The sequence below is a fragment of the Mucilaginibacter sp. P19 genome, assembly GCF_050632265.1.
GTDB lineage: Bacteria > Bacteroidota > Bacteroidia > Sphingobacteriales > Sphingobacteriaceae > Mucilaginibacter > Mucilaginibacter gossypii.
In genome coordinates, this window is record NZ_CP192586.1 from 6,269,465 (window position 1) to 6,289,757 (window position 20,293).

Genomic DNA, 20,293 nt, shown 5'->3' on the forward strand with positions numbered 1-20,293 from the left:
CTGAAGGAATTTTGTACTTAAGGTTGTATGTTTATAACCATAATCAGGCAACCTGATGTTGCCTCCGGCAGTAATTATAATGTAAAAACACGCCATGAAGTTTAAACAATTTATCCCTACCCGGTCGGCATTTGCGCATTTAAGGTTTGTGTTTTCTGTTTTTTTGCTGCCGGTGTACCTGTTTGCCTTTAGCCAGGCCGATGTGGTGAAAGCTTCAACAGCCGTACTTGTATTTTTTATATGGCATTTCCTTGCTTTCCCGGCCAGCAATGGCTATAACAGTTATTTTGATAAGGATGAAGATAGCATTGCCCTGTTAGCCAAACCGCCCGAAGTGGATCTCAGCCTGTATTATTTTTCCATTCTGCTGGAGGTTATTGCGTTTTTGCTTGGCTTTATCATTAGCTGGGAGTTTGCCTTTGCGGTGCTCATTTATGGCATTATGTCAAAATTATACAGCCATCCTGCTACCCGGTTAAAAAAATATCCGATTATCAGTTTTTTAACGGTGTTTATTTTCCAGGGATGTTTTATTTATTACACCACCTATACCGCTTTGACCGGTACGAGCCTGTTTGGTCATTGGGATTTAGGCCTGATTATTCCGGGGGCTATCAGCTCCTGCCTCATTGGGGCATCATACCCCTTAACCCAGGTTTATCAGCATGAAGAAGACAGCAGGCGGGGCGATAAAACGCTTAGTATCGTTTTAGGCTACAAAGGCTCCTTTATTTTTTCGGGCGTATTGTTTGCCGCGGGGATAGCCCTTTCTTACTGGTATTGGCACCTGGCTGGGATGATGCTTAACTTTTATTTCTTTATAGTATGCGCCGCGCCAATATTTTTCTTTTTTAATTATTGGTTTTATAAAGTAGGGCGATCGACAGCCAACGCTAATTTTAAAAACGCCATGCGTATGAATTTCATCAGCTCGGGTTGTATGCTGGTTTATTTCGGAGTGCTGGCGGTGTTTAGTTGATAGATAGATCTAAAAACTAAACGCGTCATTGCGAGTACCCATCAGGGAAACCCTAAAAAAAGCAATGACATGTAAAATATATTTTAACGGTGTTGCGCGTGGGCCGCGTTAGATTCTGTGTTGATATGCAAAAGTTATTTTTTATTTTTGAGTCTTAGGCAGCTTTATGTTAGCCTGTTTAGGGCAGTCCTTCAATTGAAGCGACTGCTCTAACTATTTTCGGATATGTGTGCATTCTGTTGAAGGTAGTCTTTTTCGAATGGTTTGTTGGTTTTGTATATAGTGTATACCATCTCCAATAATTTTCTTTGTACTGCTACAGTAGCTTTCATTTTCACGCTATTTCGGGATACGATCCGGACAAATATAGCTTTATATCTTTCTGAATGTCTTATGGCCGCTAATGCAGGTAAGTGCATGGCTTTTCGTAAATGCTTGTTCCCCCTTTTAGATATCTTGGGTTTGCCCTTAACGGATGAGCCGGATTCTTTTTCCCTGACATCCAGCCCGGCGTAACTGGTCAGCTGCTTTTTACTCCTGATCAGCTCAAAGCCGTTTGTTTCGGCTATGATCACAGTGGCCGTTAATAAGCCGACTCCAGGAATAGTGGTAATGGTAGCCAGTGTTTGTTTTAAATGTTTGTCCTGTGCTACAGCTGTTCTAATCTCAGTAAGTATTTCTTTAAGTTGTTCACCAATCATCTTTATCCTGTCCATCATTCTGCGGATAGTATCTTCCCCCGGAAAAGCTTCGGACTGTTCAGCATGTAGCTGGTTCTTGATCATGGTTCTTTCTGCAATAAGTTGTTCTCTTTCACGGGTTATCTGCCGCAGGGTCCTGAACACCCTTTTGGGTTGTACCCAGTTATCCAGTTTCTTTTCAAGTCCGAACATGGCTATGGCAAAAGACATTGATTTATCGGTAATTGTTTTGATCTCCAGTGTCTTGAAGAAGTTTGAGATCTTGTTGGGCATGACAATACTTACAGCATACCCTTTGCCGGCCAGATAATAAGCAAGGCGCTCGTGGTATACACCTGTGGCCTCCATTACATATCTTAATGGATATTGGGGGATGCTTTGCTTGTTTATCCATACTTCCAGGTTTGCAAATCCTTTTTCATTGTTTGGAAAAATCTTGTTCGCATAAACTGTTATAACTGCCTGCTCATCCATCTTGCCGATAGAAACCACCAGCTCTTTTTGAGCCACATCAATACCTACTACTTGTTTTAATAATCTGCTTGCCATTGATCAAAGTTTTTAACTGTTATAAGTGAAAACCTTTCTTCGTTTTTCCTCCTGTTGGTTATCCTGGATATACTGCCTGGTCGTATTCCTTACATTCTGTTCAAACTCAAAAAGTAAAGGAGTGAGGCTATATCTAACGCTCAACATGCTCAAGGCTGTTTGGGATTGCTGTGCTCTCACTCTTTTCACTCATAAAATCATTACAATAATATTAGATGTAAACATAGGAGGGATTGCAGTGTAAAGCCCGGAGCGCGCAATGGGGTTGCGGGCGGGAAAGGCGAGGACTTGCAACGGAAAGCCCGGGCCGCAGGCAACGCCCATGTTATAAAATCCATCAAGAAAAATATACTTAATAATCAACAACTTACAATCACGTCATTATAAGGCACGAAGCAATCCCAAACTATGCAGATTCGCTCTGTAGGTCGGGGATTCCTTCGTGCAATGACGCATTGTATTATAGCAATTTTCTTTTTACTTCTTCGCAGCCCAGGCATCCATTTTAGCCTCAAAAACCGCCATTGGCATAGCGCCATCTTTTAACACCTGGTCATGAAATTCGGCGATATTGAACTTGCTGCCTAACTGTTTTTCATATTTGGTACGCAGTTCGCGGATTTTGAGTGCGCCTATTTTGTAGCTCAATGCCTGGCCGGGGATAGCCATATAACGTTCAATTTCGGCAGTTGCACCTTGCTCACTGATAGCTTCGTTATCCATCATATATTTAATAGCCTGCTCACGGGTCATTCCTTTGGTGTGGATGGCTACGTCAACCACCAAACGGATGGCACGGTGAATCTCATCGCCTAACGCGCCCATATACTGGTACGGATCGGTGTATAAGCCAAGCTCTTTACCTAATGATTCGCAATACAGCGCCCAGCCTTCTACATAGGCTGTTTCCCCGCCATCAAAGCGACGGAATTTTGGCAATGAAGCGTTTTCCTGGGTTAACGAAATCTGATAATGGTGACCAGGAATTGCTTCATGCAAAAACAACGATTCCATGCCCGATGTGGTGTTAAACTTAGTGGCATCTAATATCGGCACGTAAAAAATACCGGGACGGGTACCATCTGCCGAACCCTGGTTATATTCGGCACTGGCCGATGCCGCGCGGAAGGCTTCGGTTTGCCTGATCTCGAAAGGGGTTTTAGGCACATGGTTAAACATTTTTTTCAGGTTTGGCTCCATGCGTTTGTGAATGTTTTCAAAAGCATCAAGTACATCCTTCGGGGTTTTGTAAGGAGTAAACTTAGGGTCGGTTTTCATGTATTCAAAAAACGCCTTCAAATCGCCCTTAAAGCCAACACTGGTTTTGATGCTATCCATTAAGCCACGGATCCGGGCAACTTCTTTCAAACCCAATTGGTAAATTTCTTCCGGAGTTTTATCGGTAGTAGTTTGTTGTTTAACTAAATAGGTGTATTTAGCAGTACCATCCGGCAGGGATGAAAAACCCGAGGTTGCACGTGCGTGGGGCAGGTATTGATTTTTCAGGTAATCGGCCAGTTTTTGGTAGGTTGGGTTAACTATGGTAGTTATCGCTTTTTTATAAGCCTCCGTCAGCTGTTTTTTATCAGCGTCCGAAAAATCCTTCGGCATATTCTTAACAGGTCCGTAGAACAGGCTTTTTTCTACATCTTTTGATACCAGGTCTTGCATTTCGGGAATCATTTTAACAACTAACGATTTTGGCAGTACTACGCCTGTTTTGATGCCTTTGTTAAAATTGGAGATGGCGGTATCCGCCCAGATCTGGAAAGCAGATAAACGTTTCAGCCAGTCGTTATAATCAACAACCGTTTTAAAGGGCTGCGCGCCAGAGCCCGAGCCCAGCTGCCCCATGGTAATTGGCAGGGCATAAAACTGGTTAAAAGGCATGTACTCAAAATGATACTTGAAATTATCAAGGGCCAGTTGCTCCTCGTAGGTAAATATATCGTATGATAGCCTATCGTCTTCGTTCAGTTCTGCGCGGTCAAAGTTTTTCACTTTCGACAAGTAAACCGAGTTATAATCATGCGCCTTTTTCAAAAACTCAGCAGAGCCATCGTTAGGTAGCAAGTCATTATAGCGCCTGTCGCCAATGTAGGTTGCATTAAGCGGGTAAAGTTTTAAGCCGTCCTGAAAATAATCTTCAAAAACTTTGGCGAGATCCTTATTGGCTGGAATGCCGCTGGCGGTGTCTGTTGATTTAGGTTGATTACAGGCTGCAAACGAACCTGCTATGAATAGCATGAGTAGTATTTTTTTCATGAGGGTGTTGTTTAAACGATAAAGCTACGGAAAGGGAAAATATAATCAATAATGATATCTGCATTGCAGAATAAATATCGCGTCTGCTTCTACTCTGTAAATTAGCCTGTGTTCGAGATTTATCCGGCGCGACCACCAGCCAGCTAAATTATGTTTTAAAGGTTCGGGCTTTCCACTTCCTTCATATGGAGTTCGTTCTATTTCTTTGATAAGAGAGTTGATCTTCTTTAAAATAGATTTATCTGTCGTTTGCCAATAAAGGTAATCTTCCCATGCAGGGTTTTGGAAAATTATCTTCACTCTTCAAGTAGCTTTCTTTCCTTGCCTAAACCTTTTTCATATTCCTGGATACCATGAAGTAATCTTTCTGCATTTTTAGGGCTTTTTAAAAGATAGAAAGTTTCCTCCATGCTTTCGTAATCAGCTTTCGATATCACAACAATATCTTCGGCATTGGCACTTGTCACTACCAAAGGCTTATGATCATTCCGCACCTTATCTAAAAAAGATTTTAGTTGCTGCCTGAAGGCAGTGTAAGTTGTGATCTCCATTCAAATTAGTTTTTATAAAGGTATAAAACCAAAACAACATGTACAAGTTTCTGTACATGTTGTTTTGGTTTTACGTTAAGAGATAAACTTATGAAGTTTTGATTAATGCTTATAACCCCATTTCTTTTTTCAAAAACTTACCTGTAAAACTGTTCTTTACTTTGCACAAACCTTCAGGCGTGCCCGAGAACAGGATATTACCGCCGCCCGAACCGCCCTCCGGGCCAAGGTCAATTACGTGGTCGGCCACTTTAATAACATCAAGATTATGTTCAATTACCAAAACAGTATTGCCTTTATCAACCAATTGGTTAAGTACACCTAACAATACGTTGATATCTTCAAAGTGTAAACCTGTAGTAGGTTCATCCAATATATAAAAGGTGTTTCCTGTGTCTTTTTTAGATAGCTCGGTAGCCAGTTTAACACGCTGTGCTTCGCCGCCGGATAGCGTGGTTGAGGCCTGGCCTAAGGTGATATACCCCAAACCTACATCGTTCAGCGTTTTTACTTTACGATAGATAGATGGAATGTGTTCAAAGAATGGCGTAGCGTCCTCAATGCTCATATCCAGCACATCGCTGATGGACTTGCCCCGGTAACGCACTTCCAGCGTTTCGCGGTTGTAACGCCTGCCGCCGCACTCTTCGCAAGGTACCTGCACATCGGGCAAAAAGTTCATTTCAATTACCTTCATGCCTGCACCCTGGCAGGTTTCGCAACGGCCGCCCTTTACGTTAAACGAGAAACGACCTGGTTTATATCCCCTGATCCTTGATTCCGGTAGTGCCACGAACAGATTGCGGATGTCCGAAAACACCCCGGTATAAGTGGCAGGGTTTGAGCGCGGTGTACGGCCGATTGGTGTTTGATCTATCTCAATTACTTTATCAATATGCTCTAACCCCTCAATTTTTTCATAAGGCAGCGGTTGTTTCTTCGCCCTAAAAAAATGATGATTTAAAATAGGATATAAAGTTTCAGTAATCAGGCTTGATTTACCGCTGCCCGATACACCGGTTATGCCGATTAGTTTACCCAAAGGGAAATCGACCGATACTTTTTTAAGATTGTGACCGGTAGCTTTTTTCAGGCTCAGGGTTTTTCCATTACCTTCGCGACGTTTTTTGGGCACCGCAATCTCCCGCTCGCCATTGATATATGAAGTGGTAAGCGTATGCTTTTCCATTAGCTGCGCCGGAGTACCTTCGGCAACAACCTGGCCACCATGTACACCGGCTGCCGGGCCCATGTCAATTACGTGGTCGGCTTCCAGGATCATGTCTTTATCGTGCTCAACAACCAGTACTGTGTTTCCTAAATCACGCAGATTTTTAAGGGCGTTGATCAAACGTTCGTTATCGCGTTGGTGCAAACCGATACTTGGCTCATCCAAAATGTACATCACATTCATCAACTGTGAACCAATTTGTGTAGCCAGCCTGATCCGTTGTGCTTCACCGCCCGATAGGGTTTTAGCAGTACGATCAAGCGTTAAATAACTCAAACCCACATCCAGTAAAAACACTATACGTGCGCGGATCTCTTTCAGGATCTCTTTAGCAATCACATTCTGGCGCTCGTTAAGGCGGTCTTCCAGGCCATCAAACCATTCCTGCAGGTGATTGATATCCATACAGGCCAGCTCGAAAATATTTTTACCATCTACCTTAAAATGCAGCGACTCTTTTTTGAGCCTTGCACCTTCGCAAACCGGGCAGGTACGGAGTACACGATAGTTCTCCATATCGTCCATTCCTTCATCGTTGCGGCGTTCCTGCTGTTCCTCCAGCATGCGGATAATACCTTCAAAAGTGATCTGGTAGCTTTGAACGTTCCATTTGTTATATTCAACAGCAACGCTCAATGTTTCGGGTGCGCCGTTCAGGATCATATCCAACTGATCGCGGTTCAGTTTTTCGATAGGGGTTGAGAGCGAGAACTCATACTTTTTAGCCAGCGATTTCAACACCTGGAAGATCCATGTTTCGCGGTATTCACCAATAGGGGCTAAACCGCCGTTCATGATGCTCAGTTTCGGGTTGGGAATTACCGAAGCTTCATCCACCTCAAAAATATAGCCCAAGCCGTTACATTTTTCGCAGGCACCATAAGGTGAGTTAAACGAGAATGTATTAGGCTGAGGTTCATCATACGAGATGCCCGAAACCGGGTCCATGAGGTACTTACTATAATAGGATACATTATTGTCCTTATCTGCAATACGGATAATGCCCTTGGCAATTTTTAAAGCCTGTTGTACAGAAGTATATAAACGTTTGCTGTCCTTCTCGCTTACCACGAGGCGGTCAACCACAATATCAATATCATGGATCTTATAACGATCAACCTGCATTTTGGGTTCAACATCGGCAATGGCGCCATCTACCCAAACTTTTAAAAATCCTTGCTTGCGGATGGATTCAAACAATTCGCGGTAGTGGCCTTTACGTGCCTTTACCACCGGGGCCAGGATATTAACCGGCTGCCCGTCAAATTTTTCGCTGATGGTTTTCAGGATCTGGTCTTCGCTCATGCGTTCCATCTTTTCGCCGGTGGAATACGAGTAAGCATCACCCGCACGGGCGAAGAGCAAACGCATAAAATCATAGATTTCGGTAATAGTACCTACGGTGGAACGCGGGTTTTTGCTGGTGGTTTTTTGCTCTATAGCAATAACAGGGCTCAGGCCCGACACCTTATCAACATCCGGCCGCTCCATCCCACCCATAAACTGGCGTGAGTAGGCCGAAAATGTTTCCATATAACGGCGCTGGCCTTCGGCGTAAATAGTATCAAATGCTAATGATGACTTGCCGCTGCCGCTCAAGCCGGTAATTACCACCAATTGGTTGCGAGGAAAAGAAACATCTATATTTTTCAGGTTATGCACCCGGGCACCATAAACTTCAACTTCACTTTGCTCGCCCAGGTCAACAAGAGGTTTTGTACTCATACTTTATTAATATGGATTTATTGACATTGTTTGAAGCTAATTATTATAGTTACCAGTTTTTTACAAAACGCTGCTTTCCTAAAATTTTTGGCTTAAACCATCAACAGTTTGCTACAAATATAAGCAAAAAAGGCCGATCATCCACTGTGGATGACCGGCCTCAAAGTGCTCCGTAATGTAATCTTTTAATTAATTTACAGTATGATTACCTGTCATTAATTAATCGCTAACAACTGTGATGCAGGCGGGATATAAAAATAATTATCATACCCGTGCTCTTTTGGCTGCTCGATAATAGCTTTCATGGCAATTAGCTTGTAAACATATGAACCGGTTTCGCGGTTCAGCTTCATGCGGAAGTAGTTATCTTCATTTTGCCTGTTAATGGCGCGCGCTAATTTGATCGAGCCATTGTTGTAAGCGGCAGCCGCCAGTGTCCAGCTGTTAAATTCATCGTATAGTTCTTTGATATACTTGCAGGCTGCAATAGTTGATTTGCGAAGGTTTTTCCGCTCATCAACACCATGGCCTACTCTAAGTCCGTAGGTACGTGCAGTACCCGGCATAAATTGCCAAAAACCCGACGCTCCTTTTGGTGATGTGCCCGATTTTAGGCCCGACTCAACCAAAGGGATGTACTTAAAATCTTCCGGGATACCGTAAAACTTTAAAATGGGCTCGATGATCGGAAACCATAGCTCGGCTTTCCTGTGCAATACATTGCTCTGCACACTTTTAAAGTCATGCTGCCTGAGCGATTTGTTGAGTTTACGCGTAACCCTTGCGTCATTAACTGGTAAAGCCTCATTGGCAAAGTTGTAAGCAACTGCCTTTGAGCTTTTGAGAAAAATAAAATCTGAGGTTCGGGTGCTTAAAGTTGCCACTTTTGCAGCCTTTTCGATGATCGTTGTACCGAAAATATTAAGCTCTGAAATGAGAACCAGCACCAGTGTTACGGAGCACGTAAGTAAGTGTTTTTTAATCATTTCTTTTCCTATCATTTAACTATACATTTGGTAGAATGTGCTGCAAAGGTAGGTTATACAGATCACATAATCAAATACTTACCGTTTTGCTAACTTTTTTAGAGTTGGTTTTTGGTTCAAAAACGGTGTTTAAAACCGTTTAAACGGCGATTTTGCAAGAGGATATTTTTTTGATCTTTTTAGATAAAAATTGGCAAAAAAGCGTAACTTTGACCCTCACGCTGCGAAAGCGCTAAACAAAAAATTATGGTATTTAAGAGACCAGCAGGTAGTCGCGACGACAAACCCGGAAAGTCGTCATCAAGGAGTTCAAGATCCGACGACCGACCAAAAAAATCAGCATCAACCCCAAAAGGTAAAGCTACTCCAAACGGAGAGAAAAAATACTTTCCAGACCGGAAAAAACATTCCAAAGCAACAGGTTCAGTGACGATAAGCCCAAAAGCAATTTTAGGGGCGGGGAATCATCTGGCGCTAAAAGATCAGGCGCTAAGCCAAGGCCTTACTCTGGCAGGCCTGCTTCCGACAGCGACGACAGGCCAAAAAGAAATTTTGGCGGCGACAGCGCAGGCGAAAGGAAGTCATTTAGTGGCGGCCCGCGTAAACCTTACAGCGGCAGGCCAACAACCGGCGATAACGACAGGCCGAAAAGAAGCTTTGGCGGCGAATCACAAGGCGAAAAGAAACCTTACTCATCTCCACGTACCCGTTCATCAGCCAGCTTTGAGGGCAAGCCTAAAAGAAGCTTTGGCGGTGATGCAGGGGGCGAACGTAAATTTGCACCAAGAGGAACCGAGGGCGGCTTCAAAAAACGCGAAGGCGGTTTTAAAGAGAAATCACCATTTGGCGAAAGACCGGCACATAGACCGCATGACAGGGAAAACCAACAGGATGCCCCTAAAACCATGCGCGGGCGTAAAAATTCTCCAGCTAAAAAATCAGAAGACGATGGGCTGATCCGCCTGAACCGTTACATATCAAACGCGGGTATTTGTTCACGCCGTAAGGCCGATGAACTGATTACCGCGGGCGTAGTTTCTGTAAACGGCGAAGTGGTAACAGAATTAGGTACCAAAGTTGATCCGTTTAAGGATACTATTAAATATAACGGCGAAACGCTGAAACGCGAGAAAATGGTTTATGTATTGTTAAATAAGCCAAAGGATTATATCACAACTACAGATGATCCGCAGGAGCGCCGTACCGTAATGCACCTGGTTGAAAAGGCAAGCCGCGAGCGTATTTACCCCGTTGGCCGTCTTGACCGTAACACCACCGGTTTATTATTAATGACCAACGATGGTGATTTGGCCGATAAGCTATCGCACCCGCGTAACAGCATTACTAAATTATACCAGGTTGAACTGAGCAAAAGCTTAACCCAGGGCGACCTGAATAAATTAACTTTCGGCCTTGAGCTGGAAGATGGCGTAATTAAGCCCGACGCGGTATCATATGTAGCCGGTGGATCAAAACGTGAAGTTGGGATCCAGATCCACAGCGGCAAAAACCGTATTGTGCGCCGTATGTTTGAGCACCTGGGCTACGAAGTGGTAAAACTGGACAGGGTGGTTTATGCAAACCTTACCAAAAAGGATCTTCCGCGTGGCCGCTGGCGTTACCTTGATGAAAAAGAGGTGATCCAGTTAAAACACCTGATGAAATAATAAAACGCCCCGTTAAACAGCGGGGCATTTTTTTTGTCTATTTTGTTATCTTGCACAGCAATAATTGTAAGGCTAAGCTGAATACATAAAGCTTAAAGCTATATGATTGTCAGTATTTTTGCTATTTGTGAATTAATTAAATAGACCTTATATAATCACCCATGAAGAAATTTCTTTTGATCATAGCTATGCTTTCACCGGCGCTAACATTTGCACAAAATAAAAAAACAGGGCCTAAAACTTTCGACCTGGTGGTTGGTACTTATACCACCGGCAAAAGTAAAGGTATTGTGGTATACCGTTTTTATGCCGAAACCGGCAAACTGGCTTATCTCAGTGAAATTGATGGCGTAAATAATCCGTCGTATTTAACGTTAAGCGCCAATAATAAATTTATTTACGCGGTTAACGAACTGCCTAAAGGCGAGGTGAGCGCATTTTCATTTGAGCCCAAAACAGGCAAAATGACTTTTATCAACAAGCAATCAACACTGGGCGCCGATCCATGTCACATCTCTGTTGATAAAGCACAAAAGAACCTGATCATAGCTAACTACTCAAGCGGCAACGTTGCGGTAATGCCTTTAAATAAAGATGGTTCTATAGCTAACGGAATTCAAACGGTACATGATGATGGCCATAGCATAAACAAGGAAAGGCAGGAATCTGCTCACGCGCATATGGCGGTCCTTACACCCGATGAAAAATATGTATTGTATAATGACCTTGGCACCGATAAAATAAATGTTTACCGCTACCGTCCTTCAAAAGAGCCCCGTATTGTACCCGCTACACCAGCCTTTGTAAGTGTTACCGCAGGAGAAGGCCCAAGGCACCTGGAATTTTCGGCCGATAAAAAGACTGTTTACCTGGTAACCGAAATGGGATCGAACGTAATTGCGTTTGATTACAATAATGGTAAGCTAAAACAAAAACAATCCATTACCATGCTGCCAGATGGCTTTACCGGCCAAACTGCAGGTGCAGCTATCCACCTGTCGCCCGATGGCCGTTTTCTGTATGCTTCAAACCGTTTGGAAACCAACGAGATCAATATTTATGCTGTTAACCAGGAAACAGGTTTGCTTACTTTTGTAGCGCGCCAGTCCACCTATGGCAAAAACCCACGCGATTTTGCTATCGACCCAACAGGTAATTTCCTGATAGTAGCTAACCAGAACAGCGATAACATGTGGGTATTCAAAATAGATCAAAACACCGGCAAACTTGCCCAAACAGGTATCAGAGTTGATATTGGCAACCCGGTATGCTTAAAATTTGCACCAGCCGAGTAAGAAGGTGAAAGGATAAAGGTAAAAGGTGAAAGGTTTGGCCTCGCGCTGAAAATGAAAAAGGCGAAGTTTGAGATATTCCGAACTTCGCCTTTTTCGTTTTATCAGCTGGAAAGGAAACCTTTAACCTTTCGCCTTTTACATTTATCCTCAATTAAGGGTTTTTAGTAAACGAATAAACTATATATCCGGTACTGTTGCCTACAGTAACGGGCGATTTCAGGGTCATGGTTGAGCCATCGTTACTGGCAATATCCAAACGATATCCTTCTGATACGTTTTTGGCTTTATCCCCTTCATAAAGTTTTTTGAACTGGAATTGGGTACCGGTTGTACCACCGTTATAAACCGACCAGAAAATGGTTTGCGATGTTCCGTTGGTTAAAGTGTAGATACCATTACCGCTGTTGGTGAGCTTCCATGTGCTGCCAACAAAGGCTTCGGGTGGAGCCTGATCAAATACGCTCTGTACTGCATTTTGTACAAGGCCGTCATAACTTACATTATTGCAGGTCCAGGTACCAACAAATTTACCGCGCGATACATTAGACGTAGTTGTGCTTTTGGTTGACGAGCAGGCCGAAATGACCAAAACAAGTGAAAAGATTGCGATTGAGGTCTGAATTAACTTTTTCATGACAGTATATTTTTATGCATAAATAGCATAAATCCTGCCAAAGTATGTAATTATAAATTCACCGCTTGCTGGCGGGCGCGTTTTTCTAATTCAATTAGCCTTTTACTGATTGATTCGGCAATCTGGTCGGCTTCCCGCACTTTTTTAAGGCTATTAATAAACTTAGGGTTAGTATCCCTTTCCGATAAAATTTTACCGATTTGCTTAATAATGTTCATAGGTTATTCCTTATAGCTCTATTTTACGGGGGATATGCCGGCAAGGTTTCGTTTATGCCACGAATATCGAATAAGCTTAGTTTAACGTTTTACCAAACAGAAAAAAACCCTCACAACCGGTAAACTTCCGTATGGTAAAGTGCTAAGCTTAAAATTGAGGCTGATGCTTTAAAGCGGTCATTCACCGGCTTTATTTAAAAAAGCGATCAAGCGTTCCATAGCTTTTGCCCGGTGACTGATGGCATTTTTTTCTTCCATGCTCATCTCGGCAAAGGTAATGTCGTATCCTTCGGGCTCAAAAATGGGGTCGTAACCAAAACCGCCGCTCCCGCTTAACTCCTGCCGGATGCTACCTTCAACAGTGCCTTCAAAAAATACTCCTCGCCGTTCCATATCAATGAAATTACCGTGCGAAAGCGAGCTTTACGGTTAGTTTCGCCTTTCAAATTATCGAGCACTTTACTGATGTTTGCTGCATGATTGCCATGGGCGCCAGCATACCTGGCCGAGTATACGCCCGGCTCTCCGTTCAGGGCGTCAATTTCCAGCCCGCTGTCATCGCCAAAGCAGTTAAGCTTATATTCGGCATACACATGGTGACTTTTGATGGAAGCATTAGCTTTAAAAGTTGTACCTGTTTCCTCAATATCATCATGACAACCAATATCGTTCAGGGTTAGTAATTGGATAGCGCCATTGAGCTTGGCCGAAACCTCATCAAGCTTATGGCGGTTATTGGTAGCAAAAACTAATTGCTGCATATATCTTATTGGCGTGTTTTATTTATAATGTTTTAACCAACTCCCAAAAGGTTTTTTTGTAATCCACATTATCCATCATTTCATCAAATGAATAACTGTAAAGCACAGTGATCCCGTTTGAGGTTACCGGTTTATTAGGTTTAAGCACCTTTATGTCCTGTGGCAGAGCATCCCCGCCCAAAACAAGTACCTTGGTTGGTTTAAAAAATGTTTTTAACTGACTGAATTTGGTTTCACTGTAATTTGCCAGATTGAATATCGCCACGTCGTCGGGGTTAAGTTCTTTACGCTTCAAGATGTTTTCAAGGGCGGTTAAATGTTCGGCCATTATAAACCCGGCATTTTTATACCATGTTAGCACCAAAAAGTTCTTTAAGTTTTTACCCAAATACTTAAATTCATCAACCGGCGTTTTTATTACTACCTGAGGTTCAGGAGTTAAAGATGGAACAATGGTTACCGGCGCCGGTTTGGCATTTTCAGTTACAGGAGATAGTGGTACTGCCGCAGGAAGTTCGGATTCAGTAATTTTATCATATAACAGTTTATCTGCATTGAGCAGGTAAAGTTCATCCTCTAACAAAAAACGAAACGCGGCGGGGTTCTCAACTTTCACTTTAACAAATTTTAACCAAAAGTAGTTAAACGGTTTCAAGCTTTATAGGCATATTAGCACAATTATAGCCGGTTGGTTTTGCAGAAAATATTTGTTCGGTTATAATTAATAAATTTTACCGAAATTCGTAGTTTTTAACGGGTTAACTATCCCGTTTTATTTAGTATAACAGCGTTACATGAGAAAGTTAGGAGTATTAGTACTAAGTTTTATTTTAACAATAACATTTGCAAAGGCACAGGTAGCATCAGATACAGCAGCAAAAAAACTGGTTAAAGCCGATTCGGTTATTGCCCCCACATCCGGCAAAACGCTTGATAAAATTGCAGCGGTAGTTGGTAACAGCCCGATACTGCTATCAGACATTGAACTGTCGTACGCTAACTTCCTGGTGCAGGGAAACCAACCTGATCCATCCGTTAAAGCCCGTATTTTACAAACTTTGTTAACCCAAAAACTGCTTGCCCAGCAAGCCGCAATTGATAGTATTGAAGTAAAGGAAGAAGATGTTGATGCCAACGTTGACCGCCGTATGCGTGAAATGACGCAGCGCGCGGGCGGGCAGGAAAAACTGGAAGCATTTTTAGGCCGTTCGGTTATCCAGTACAAAGATGAGATCAGGCCCGACCTGAAAGAGCAGATGGTTGCTCAAAAAATGCAGCAGCACATTACCGAGAAGCTGAATGTTACCCCTCAGGATGTTAAAAAATATTACGATGGAATCCCTAAGGACAGCTTGCCTTCATTTAATAAAGAAGTTGAAGTTGGTGAGATTGTTTTTCAGCCTAAGTTAACAAAAGAAGAAAAAGACCTTTATAAAGCTAAGGCCGAAGAGTTAAGGCAGCGTGTAAAAAAGGCGAAGACTTTGGTACACTGGCCAGGCTTTATTCGCAGGATCCGGGTTCTGCGCCCGAAGGAGGCGACCTTGGTTTTGCCGACCGTACTACTTTTGTGAAGGAATTTACCGCAAACGCCTTCAAGTTAAAAGCCGGTGAAATTTCCCCGGTGTTTGAAACGGATTTTGGGTTCCACTTTTTACAGGTGATTGAGCGCCGCGGCGAACAGGTTCACGTAAGGCATATTCTCATTACACCCATTGTTACGCAGGCCAGTTTGGATAGGGCGAAAGCAAAAGCCGATAGTATTTACAACTTACTTATAAAAGACAAAAATGTAGGTGTCGATTTTTCAAGCGCCGCAGCCTATTACTCAGACAATAAAGACACTAAATACAACGGTGGTATGATGCTCAATGCCGAAGACGTACAAAGCCGTTCAACATTTATCCCTACTGATAAACTTGATCCTAAAGTGGCGCTTATTACCGATACGATGAAAATCGGCAGCATTTCAAAACCCGATCTGTTTACCGGCGCCGATGGTAAAAAGAGCTACAAAATATTGATGCTTAAATCGGCCACAAATGCCCATAAAGCTAATTTAGAGCAGGATTTCCCTAAACTTAAGGAGTATGCCTATAATGATAAGGTTAACAGAACGGTATCTCAATGGTTCGAAAAACGGCGCAAGGAAACTTTCATTAAAATTGATAAAGAATATCAGGCGTATGATGTGTTGAAGAAATGGGTAAATACCAATCCATCGCCCGTAATCCCGGAGACCAAAACCAAATCATCATCTAAATAATTTTATGCAACACAGCTCTGATGTAGAAGCCGCAAACGCTTTAAAACAGGCCTACCAGCAAATACGTGCCGAAATAGGTAAAGTAATAGTAGGCCAAGATGAAGTGATAAAATTTGTGCTGATCTCTATTTTCAGTAACGGGCATTGTTTATTGGTTGGTGTGCCCGGGCTTGCAAAAACCCTGCTGGTGCAAACGGTATCGCAGGTGCTTGACCTTGACTTTAAAAGGATCCAGTTTACGCCCGACCTGATGCCTTCAGACATCATTGGCTCTGAAATATTAGGTGAGGACCGCAATTTTAAATTTATCCACGGCCCGGTTTTTTCAAACATTATCCTGGCCGATGAGATAAACCGTACACCGCCAAAAACGCAGGCAGCCCTGCTTGAGGCCATGCAGGAAAAAGCGGTTACCGCAGCAGGCGTAACACACAAACTTGCACAGCCCTTTTTTGTATTGGCTACCCAAAACCCTATTGAGCAGGAAGGTACTTATCCACTGCCCGAAGCACAGCTGGACAGGTTTATGTTTAACGTAGCGCTCAGCTATCCTTCATTTAAAGAGGAACTGCTGGTTGTTAAAAACACCACCAGTACTAATAAAGCAGAAGTAAATAAAATATTAAATGCCCAGCAGATCATCTATTTTCAGCAACTGGTGCGCAATATTCCGGTTACCGATAATGTGATGGAGTACGCGGTGAAACTGGTGTCCAAAACCCGTCCAAACAGCGAGTTTGCCACACCACAAATTAACCGTTTGCTAAGCTGGGGCGCAGGACCAAGGGCATCGCAATTTTTAGTATTAGGTGCTAAATGCCACGCGGTACTTAACGGTAAATACTCGCCCGATATTGAAGATGTACAGGCAGTGGCCAAACCTATTTTAAGCCACCGTATAGTGCGCAGCTATCATGCAGAAGCCGAAGGCTTATCAGCAGCTGATATTATTGAGCAGTTGTTTTGATTGTCTGAATCAGAATTTGCAGAATTAAAGAATTTTTAGAATGTCAAAAGAAAGGCCCTGTAATTTAGTTTACAAGGCCTTTTTTATTCTGTTAATTTTAAAATTCTGCAAATTCTGATTCAGACAATGGTTATTCATTCTCAATAGGTGAGAAAATCTCAAGAAGGATATTCCATTTTTTTGTTTTGTCAATTTCCCAAACCCTTACATAATTGTAGTTGCCTACAACATTGCCTTTGGTAATGCGGGCGTGACCATAGGTATAAGCAAGGTCATTACTCGCGGCGCGGCCACCATCGGTAGTTTCGGCAGTGATGCTGATGGCTTCGTTATTGATAAATTTCATCACCACATCGGTTCCCGTCATTGGCGGAAAGCCGGGGAAATAATAGCGGCCTTCGGGGCTTAAAAACTCCTTATAGCTGGCCATAGCCGACAATGTTAACCCATGATTAAATGTTTTATCGGTACCAATAATAACATTTTTGGCGCCGAATGGATCCTTACTTGGGCCTGAACGGTGCGCCGGGTCGGGCTCTTTAAAATCGGTAACAACTTCTTCCTCAGCTTCAGGATGCTGGATACCAAGGTCGATGAGTAACTTTAATTTACCATCGGCGTTAGTACGCCAGATAGATACGTAATCGCCAAACACCTTATCATCATCAGTTTTGCCGTTTTGATATACATAGGGGCCCGCGGTGAAAGCCAGGTCGCCATTGGCCGAGATCCGGGCAAATTTGGGCTGCCAGCTAAGCTTGCCGGCCTGTTTATCAATCTTACTATAAAAATCAACAATCTTTACTACATCGGGCTTAAATATGATGCCATCTGGATCGGCAACTGCCAGGAAACCATCTTTTATTCCTTTACGTTCAACTAACTTATCAAAAGCTTGTTCAACACTAACTACCTTGTTTACATTAACAGCGTCCTGCGCCAGGGCAAAAGCACTATAACCAATAAATGTAGCAGCTAATATTATTTTCTTCATATTTATATTCGGGTTTTAGGGAGCAATTTAGTAATAAATTTTAAGTCGGAAACGCAATAGTCAAAATGCATTATACAGCATAGCATAATTTAACAATTGCATTATTTTTGTTTTATCCTGAAACGAAGATATGGGCAAATAATTGCAGAGCGCGGGTTTGATCATATAAAATACGCGTAAATATTTAAATTTACTTAATAATGAAGTTGAATAAAAAAACACTTAACTTCATAACCCAATTAACCTGTTTTTGTTTAAATCAATATAAATTGCTTTAATGAAAAAGTATAAGCTATACTGCGTATTTGTACTTTTATTGCTGTGTGTAAAGGCAAAAGCGCAATATCTTTCTGACTATACCGGCCGTCCATATTATCTTAAAACCAATGATGGCATACAAGGCAGCGCCCTCCTTACTGATAACTGGCTGAATGGCACTGTTTATTTCGTTAACGGCAAAACAGCTAATGCAATATTGAACTATAATATTTACGCGGATGAACTTTTATTTAAGAGCCCCCGGGATTCATCGGTACAGGCCTTTGTTGACCCGGTGAAGGGTTTTTCAGTAAAAGGCATTGCGCTTGAAGAAAGTGACCAAACGGATATGAACTTTAGCAGCGGCTTCCCGGCTGTGGATGATCAAACCCCAAAAACTTTTTACCAGGTAGTGGGAGACGGAAGGGTAAAACTGCTCCGTTATTACAAGAAAAAGTACTTGAGTCAACGGGTTTTGCTTCGCAGGTAACCACCAAAACCTTCATGACGGCCAACAGCTATTACCTTTTTGCCAATAACCAAATGACCCGGGTCCGGCCGTCGCAAAAAACCATCCTCGCAGCAATGAGCGACAAGGGCGATAAAATGCAGGAGTATATCAAAACCAACAAAGTTAATTTCAAAAGCGATGCTGCCTTAGCTAAATTATTCAGCTACTACAACTCACTTTAAAATCATGGCCTGTTATCAGGCTTTGCTCCAGGTGGTACCTTCTTTACTATCTTTTAGCTGGAAACCTATCTGTGATAAACCATCACGGATCTTATCCGACGTGGCATAATCCTTATTGGCTTTAGCACCGCTGCGCAGATCGACAATAAAGTTTAACACCTTTGGCAGATCGTCATTAGCCGCCTGCTCATTTTGTAAACCCAGTACATCAACCACAAATAAATTCATAAGCGCGGTTAACTGTTCAAGGTTAGCGGCATCAATTTTCAATTTACCATCATATACCGAATTGATAATGCGCGATGCTTCAAAAAGCTCGGCTATTAAAACCGGGCTGTTAAAATCATCGTTCATAGCCGCATAGCAACGCTCCATTAATGGTGCTATTTCAACTTCGGTAGTGGCAGAGGCTTTTAATCCATCGGTAAGCAGGGTGAAGGCGTTTATAAGGCGTTTAAACCCTTTTTCGGATGCCTCCATAGCCTCGTTGCCAAAATCAAGCGTACTACGGTAATGGGCCTGCAGCATGAAAAACCTTACCGTCATGGGGCTGTAGCCTTTATTTAGTATCGAATTTTCACCGCTGAACAGTTCATGCGGCAGAAAGCTGTTACCTAATGATTTCGACATTTTTTGGCCGTTTACCGTAAGCATATTGGTATGCACCCAGTAATTAGCCGGGTTGGTACCGCAGCAAGCTACGTTTTGGGCAATTTCATTGGTATGGTGCGTTGGCACAAGATCAATCCCGCCGCCATGAATGTCAAAGTGGCTGCCCAGGTATTTCTGGCTCATGGCCGAGCATTCCAGGTGCCAGCCCGGAAAGCCCACACCCCATGGCGAAGGCCATTTCATCAGGTGTTCGGGTTTGGCTTTTATCCACAGGGCAAAATCAAGCTTACCATGTTTTTCCTGCTGACCGCCAAGTGTGCGGGTATTATTTAAAAGATCTTCGAGATTACGGCCGCTTAATATGCCATAATCCTGGCTTTTGTTATATTTTTCAACATCAAAATAAATGGTACCATCTACCTCGTAAGCATAGCCCCTGGCAAGTATTTCCTTCACCATTTCTATCTGCTCAATAATATGGCCGGTAGCTGTGGGCTCAATGCTTGGCGGCAGGTTGTTTAGGATCCTCATCACATCCCTGAAGCCAACGGTGTATTTTTGCACTATCTCCATTGGCTCAAGCTGTGCAAGCTTGGCCTTTTTTGCAATTTTGTCTTCACCCTCGTCGCCGGCATCACCTTCAAGGTGGCCCGCATCGGTCACATTACGCACGTAGCGCACCTTGTAGCCAATAGCTGTAAGGTACCTGAACATAAGGTCGAAAGATATATAAGTACGGCAGTTGCCTAAGTGAACATCACTATAAACAGTAGGCCCGCAAACATACATGCCAACATGCGGCGTGTTAATGGGCTTAAATAATTCTTTTTTACGGGTTAAAGTGTTGTAAACAAACAAATTTTGTTGCATGAGCGCAAACTTACGATTTTTTCAATTTTAAGTTACTGCCTGCCGGCTTTCAGGTTTATTTTTACAAACGAAGA

Annotated in this window: 20 protein-coding genes and 1 pseudogene; 9 read left to right on the plus strand and 12 right to left on the minus strand. The window is 42.8% G+C overall.

Annotated features, from left to right (window positions below; translation table 11 throughout):
• Window positions 1-94 precede the first annotated feature (94 nt).
• Window positions 95-979 (plus strand): UbiA family prenyltransferase, encoded by an 885-nt coding sequence (locus tag ACQ86K_RS30810; RefSeq protein WP_090532542.1) that lies wholly within the window; start codon window positions 95-97, stop codon window positions 977-979.
• 209 nt (window positions 980-1,188) lie between these two features.
• Here the strand turns inward: ACQ86K_RS30810 and ACQ86K_RS30815 are convergent, their stop codons facing one another.
• The 6 genes from ACQ86K_RS30815 to ACQ86K_RS30840 form a co-directional block, all read right to left on the minus strand.
• Window positions 1,189-2,229: an IS110 family transposase gene (locus tag ACQ86K_RS30815; protein ID WP_091169225.1), complete on the minus strand. Its 1,041-nt coding sequence runs from the start codon at window positions 2,227-2,229 to the stop codon at window positions 1,189-1,191.
• Between the two features lie 477 nt (window positions 2,230-2,706).
• Entirely contained in the window at window positions 2,707-4,494 is a 1,788-nt protein-coding gene (locus ACQ86K_RS30820; protein ID WP_091169222.1) for a DUF885 domain-containing protein, read from the minus strand.
• 45 nt (window positions 4,495-4,539) lie between these two features.
• Window positions 4,540-4,794, minus strand: a complete 255-nt coding sequence (locus ACQ86K_RS30825) for a Txe/YoeB family addiction module toxin (protein WP_090532546.1) — start codon at window positions 4,792-4,794, stop codon at window positions 4,540-4,542.
• Window positions 4,791-5,045: a type II toxin-antitoxin system Phd/YefM family antitoxin gene (locus ACQ86K_RS30830; protein ID WP_090532548.1), complete on the minus strand. Its 255-nt coding sequence runs from the start codon at window positions 5,043-5,045 to the stop codon at window positions 4,791-4,793. Before ACQ86K_RS30830 ends, ACQ86K_RS30825 begins: the two co-directional genes overlap by 4 nt.
• Window positions 5,046-5,154: 109 nt before the next feature.
• Entirely contained in the window at window positions 5,155-8,001 is a 2,847-nt protein-coding gene (gene uvrA / locus ACQ86K_RS30835) for an excinuclease ABC subunit UvrA (RefSeq protein ID WP_091169218.1), read from the minus strand.
• Window positions 8,002-8,216: 215 nt separating this feature from the next.
• Window positions 8,217-8,987 carry a lytic transglycosylase domain-containing protein gene (locus ACQ86K_RS30840; protein WP_091169708.1) on the minus strand — a complete coding sequence of 257 codons (771 nt, stop codon included), beginning with the start codon at window positions 8,985-8,987 and terminating at the stop codon, window positions 8,217-8,219.
• 246 nt (window positions 8,988-9,233) lie between these two features.
• Here ACQ86K_RS30840 and ACQ86K_RS30845 point away from each other — a divergent pair, with 246 nt between their 5' ends.
• From ACQ86K_RS30845 to ACQ86K_RS30855, 3 genes are all read left to right on the plus strand, one after another.
• Window positions 9,234-9,944 carry a hypothetical protein gene (locus tag ACQ86K_RS30845; RefSeq protein WP_431199351.1) on the plus strand — a complete coding sequence of 237 codons (711 nt, stop codon included), beginning with the start codon at window positions 9,234-9,236 and terminating at the stop codon, window positions 9,942-9,944.
• Window positions 9,893-10,654 carry a pseudouridine synthase gene (locus ACQ86K_RS30850; RefSeq protein WP_431199352.1) on the plus strand — a complete coding sequence of 254 codons (762 nt, stop codon included), beginning with the start codon at window positions 9,893-9,895 and terminating at the stop codon, window positions 10,652-10,654. The genes ACQ86K_RS30845 and ACQ86K_RS30850 overlap by 52 nt, the downstream gene beginning before the upstream one ends.
• Window positions 10,655-10,815: 161 nt before the next feature.
• Window positions 10,816-11,949 (plus strand): lactonase family protein, encoded by a 1,134-nt coding sequence (locus ACQ86K_RS30855; RefSeq protein WP_091169211.1) that lies wholly within the window; start codon window positions 10,816-10,818, stop codon window positions 11,947-11,949.
• 151 nt (window positions 11,950-12,100) lie between these two features.
• Here the strand turns inward: ACQ86K_RS30855 and ACQ86K_RS30860 are convergent, their stop codons facing one another.
• The 4 genes and pseudogenes from ACQ86K_RS30860 to ACQ86K_RS30875 all read right to left on the minus strand — a co-directional run bounded on the left by ACQ86K_RS30860 (window position 12,101) and on the right by ACQ86K_RS30875 (window position 14,178).
• Window positions 12,101-12,583: a hypothetical protein gene (locus ACQ86K_RS30860; protein ID WP_091169207.1), complete on the minus strand. Its 483-nt coding sequence runs from the start codon at window positions 12,581-12,583 to the stop codon at window positions 12,101-12,103.
• Between the two features lie 50 nt (window positions 12,584-12,633).
• Complete coding sequence (locus ACQ86K_RS30865; protein ID WP_167516291.1) at window positions 12,634-12,801, minus strand: hypothetical protein; 168 nt, start codon at window positions 12,799-12,801, stop codon at window positions 12,634-12,636.
• Between the two features lie 177 nt (window positions 12,802-12,978).
• A pseudogene (locus ACQ86K_RS30870) lies at window positions 12,979-13,562 on the minus strand (non-canonical purine NTP diphosphatase).
• Between the two features lie 22 nt (window positions 13,563-13,584).
• Window positions 13,585-14,178 carry a hypothetical protein gene (locus tag ACQ86K_RS30875; RefSeq protein WP_143020784.1) on the minus strand — a complete coding sequence of 198 codons (594 nt, stop codon included), beginning with the start codon at window positions 14,176-14,178 and terminating at the stop codon, window positions 13,585-13,587.
• 178 nt (window positions 14,179-14,356) lie between these two features.
• On the opposite strand from ACQ86K_RS30875, the gene ACQ86K_RS30880 reads away from it, so the two are divergent.
• Genes ACQ86K_RS30880 through ACQ86K_RS30890 form a run of 3 tightly spaced genes read left to right on the plus strand, consistent with a single transcriptional unit; the run spans window position 14,357 to window position 16,792 of the window.
• Window positions 14,357-15,133 carry a hypothetical protein gene (locus tag ACQ86K_RS30880; protein WP_431199353.1) on the plus strand — a complete coding sequence of 259 codons (777 nt, stop codon included), beginning with the start codon at window positions 14,357-14,359 and terminating at the stop codon, window positions 15,131-15,133.
• Entirely contained in the window at window positions 15,052-15,825 is a 774-nt protein-coding gene (locus ACQ86K_RS30885; RefSeq protein ID WP_431200967.1) for a peptidylprolyl isomerase, read from the plus strand. The genes ACQ86K_RS30880 and ACQ86K_RS30885 overlap by 82 nt, the downstream gene beginning before the upstream one ends.
• Before the next feature lie 4 nt (window positions 15,826-15,829).
• Window positions 15,830-16,792, plus strand: coding sequence for an AAA family ATPase (locus tag ACQ86K_RS30890; protein WP_091169195.1), 963 nt, complete (start codon window positions 15,830-15,832; stop codon window positions 16,790-16,792).
• A gap of 130 nt (window positions 16,793-16,922) precedes the next feature.
• Here the strand turns inward: ACQ86K_RS30890 and ACQ86K_RS30895 are convergent, their stop codons facing one another.
• Complete coding sequence (locus ACQ86K_RS30895) at window positions 16,923-17,786, minus strand: hypothetical protein (RefSeq protein ID WP_091169192.1); 864 nt, start codon at window positions 17,784-17,786, stop codon at window positions 16,923-16,925.
• A gap of 277 nt (window positions 17,787-18,063) precedes the next feature.
• Between ACQ86K_RS30895 and ACQ86K_RS30900 the strand changes: the two genes are divergently transcribed.
• Window positions 18,064-18,534, plus strand: a complete 471-nt coding sequence (locus ACQ86K_RS30900) for a hypothetical protein (RefSeq protein WP_431199354.1) — start codon at window positions 18,064-18,066, stop codon at window positions 18,532-18,534.
• 14 nt (window positions 18,535-18,548) lie between these two features.
• Window positions 18,549-18,737 (plus strand): hypothetical protein, encoded by a 189-nt coding sequence (locus ACQ86K_RS30905; RefSeq protein WP_431199355.1) that lies wholly within the window; start codon window positions 18,549-18,551, stop codon window positions 18,735-18,737.
• A gap of 15 nt (window positions 18,738-18,752) precedes the next feature.
• On the opposite strand, the gene cysS is transcribed toward ACQ86K_RS30905, so the two are convergent.
• Window positions 18,753-20,219 carry a cysteine--tRNA ligase gene (gene cysS, locus ACQ86K_RS30910; RefSeq protein WP_091169185.1) on the minus strand — a complete coding sequence of 489 codons (1,467 nt, stop codon included), beginning with the start codon at window positions 20,217-20,219 and terminating at the stop codon, window positions 18,753-18,755.
• Between the last annotated feature and the right edge of the window lie 74 nt (window positions 20,220-20,293).

Excerpts from the sequence above, each read along its gene's own strand:
- ACQ86K_RS30810 (WP_090532542.1), top strand. The coding sequence starts at position 95 with ATGAAGTTTAAACAATTTATCCCTACCCGGTCGGCATTTGCGCATTTA.
- ACQ86K_RS30860 (WP_091169207.1), bottom strand. The coding sequence starts at position 12,583 with ATGAAAAAGTTAATTCAGACCTCAATCGCAATCTTTTCACTTGTTTTG.
- uvrA (WP_091169218.1), bottom strand. The coding sequence starts at position 8,001 with ATGAGTACAAAACCTCTTGTTGACCTGGGCGAGCAAAGTGAAGTTGAA.
- cysS (WP_091169185.1), bottom strand. The coding sequence starts at position 20,219 with ATGCAACAAAATTTGTTTGTTTACAACACTTTAACCCGTAAAAAAGAA.
- ACQ86K_RS30880 (WP_431199353.1), top strand. The coding sequence starts at position 14,357 with ATGAGAAAGTTAGGAGTATTAGTACTAAGTTTTATTTTAACAATAACA.
- ACQ86K_RS30900 (WP_431199354.1), top strand. The coding sequence starts at position 18,064 with ATGAAAAAGTATAAGCTATACTGCGTATTTGTACTTTTATTGCTGTGT.
- ACQ86K_RS30890 (WP_091169195.1), top strand. The coding sequence starts at position 15,830 with ATGCAACACAGCTCTGATGTAGAAGCCGCAAACGCTTTAAAACAGGCC.
- ACQ86K_RS30905 (WP_431199355.1), top strand. The coding sequence starts at position 18,549 with ATGACGGCCAACAGCTATTACCTTTTTGCCAATAACCAAATGACCCGG.
- ACQ86K_RS30850 (WP_431199352.1), top strand. The coding sequence starts at position 9,893 with ATGCGCGGGCGTAAAAATTCTCCAGCTAAAAAATCAGAAGACGATGGG.
- ACQ86K_RS30865 (WP_167516291.1), bottom strand. The coding sequence starts at position 12,801 with ATGAACATTATTAAGCAAATCGGTAAAATTTTATCGGAAAGGGATACT.
- ACQ86K_RS30845 (WP_431199351.1), top strand. The coding sequence starts at position 9,234 with ATGGTATTTAAGAGACCAGCAGGTAGTCGCGACGACAAACCCGGAAAG.
- ACQ86K_RS30840 (WP_091169708.1), bottom strand. The coding sequence starts at position 8,987 with ATGATTAAAAAACACTTACTTACGTGCTCCGTAACACTGGTGCTGGTT.
- ACQ86K_RS30895 (WP_091169192.1), bottom strand. The coding sequence starts at position 17,786 with ATGAAGAAAATAATATTAGCTGCTACATTTATTGGTTATAGTGCTTTT.
- ACQ86K_RS30830 (WP_090532548.1), bottom strand. The coding sequence starts at position 5,045 with ATGGAGATCACAACTTACACTGCCTTCAGGCAGCAACTAAAATCTTTT.
- ACQ86K_RS30855 (WP_091169211.1), top strand. The coding sequence starts at position 10,816 with ATGAAGAAATTTCTTTTGATCATAGCTATGCTTTCACCGGCGCTAACA.
- ACQ86K_RS30820 (WP_091169222.1), bottom strand. The coding sequence starts at position 4,494 with ATGAAAAAAATACTACTCATGCTATTCATAGCAGGTTCGTTTGCAGCC.
- ACQ86K_RS30815 (WP_091169225.1), bottom strand. The coding sequence starts at position 2,229 with ATGGCAAGCAGATTATTAAAACAAGTAGTAGGTATTGATGTGGCTCAA.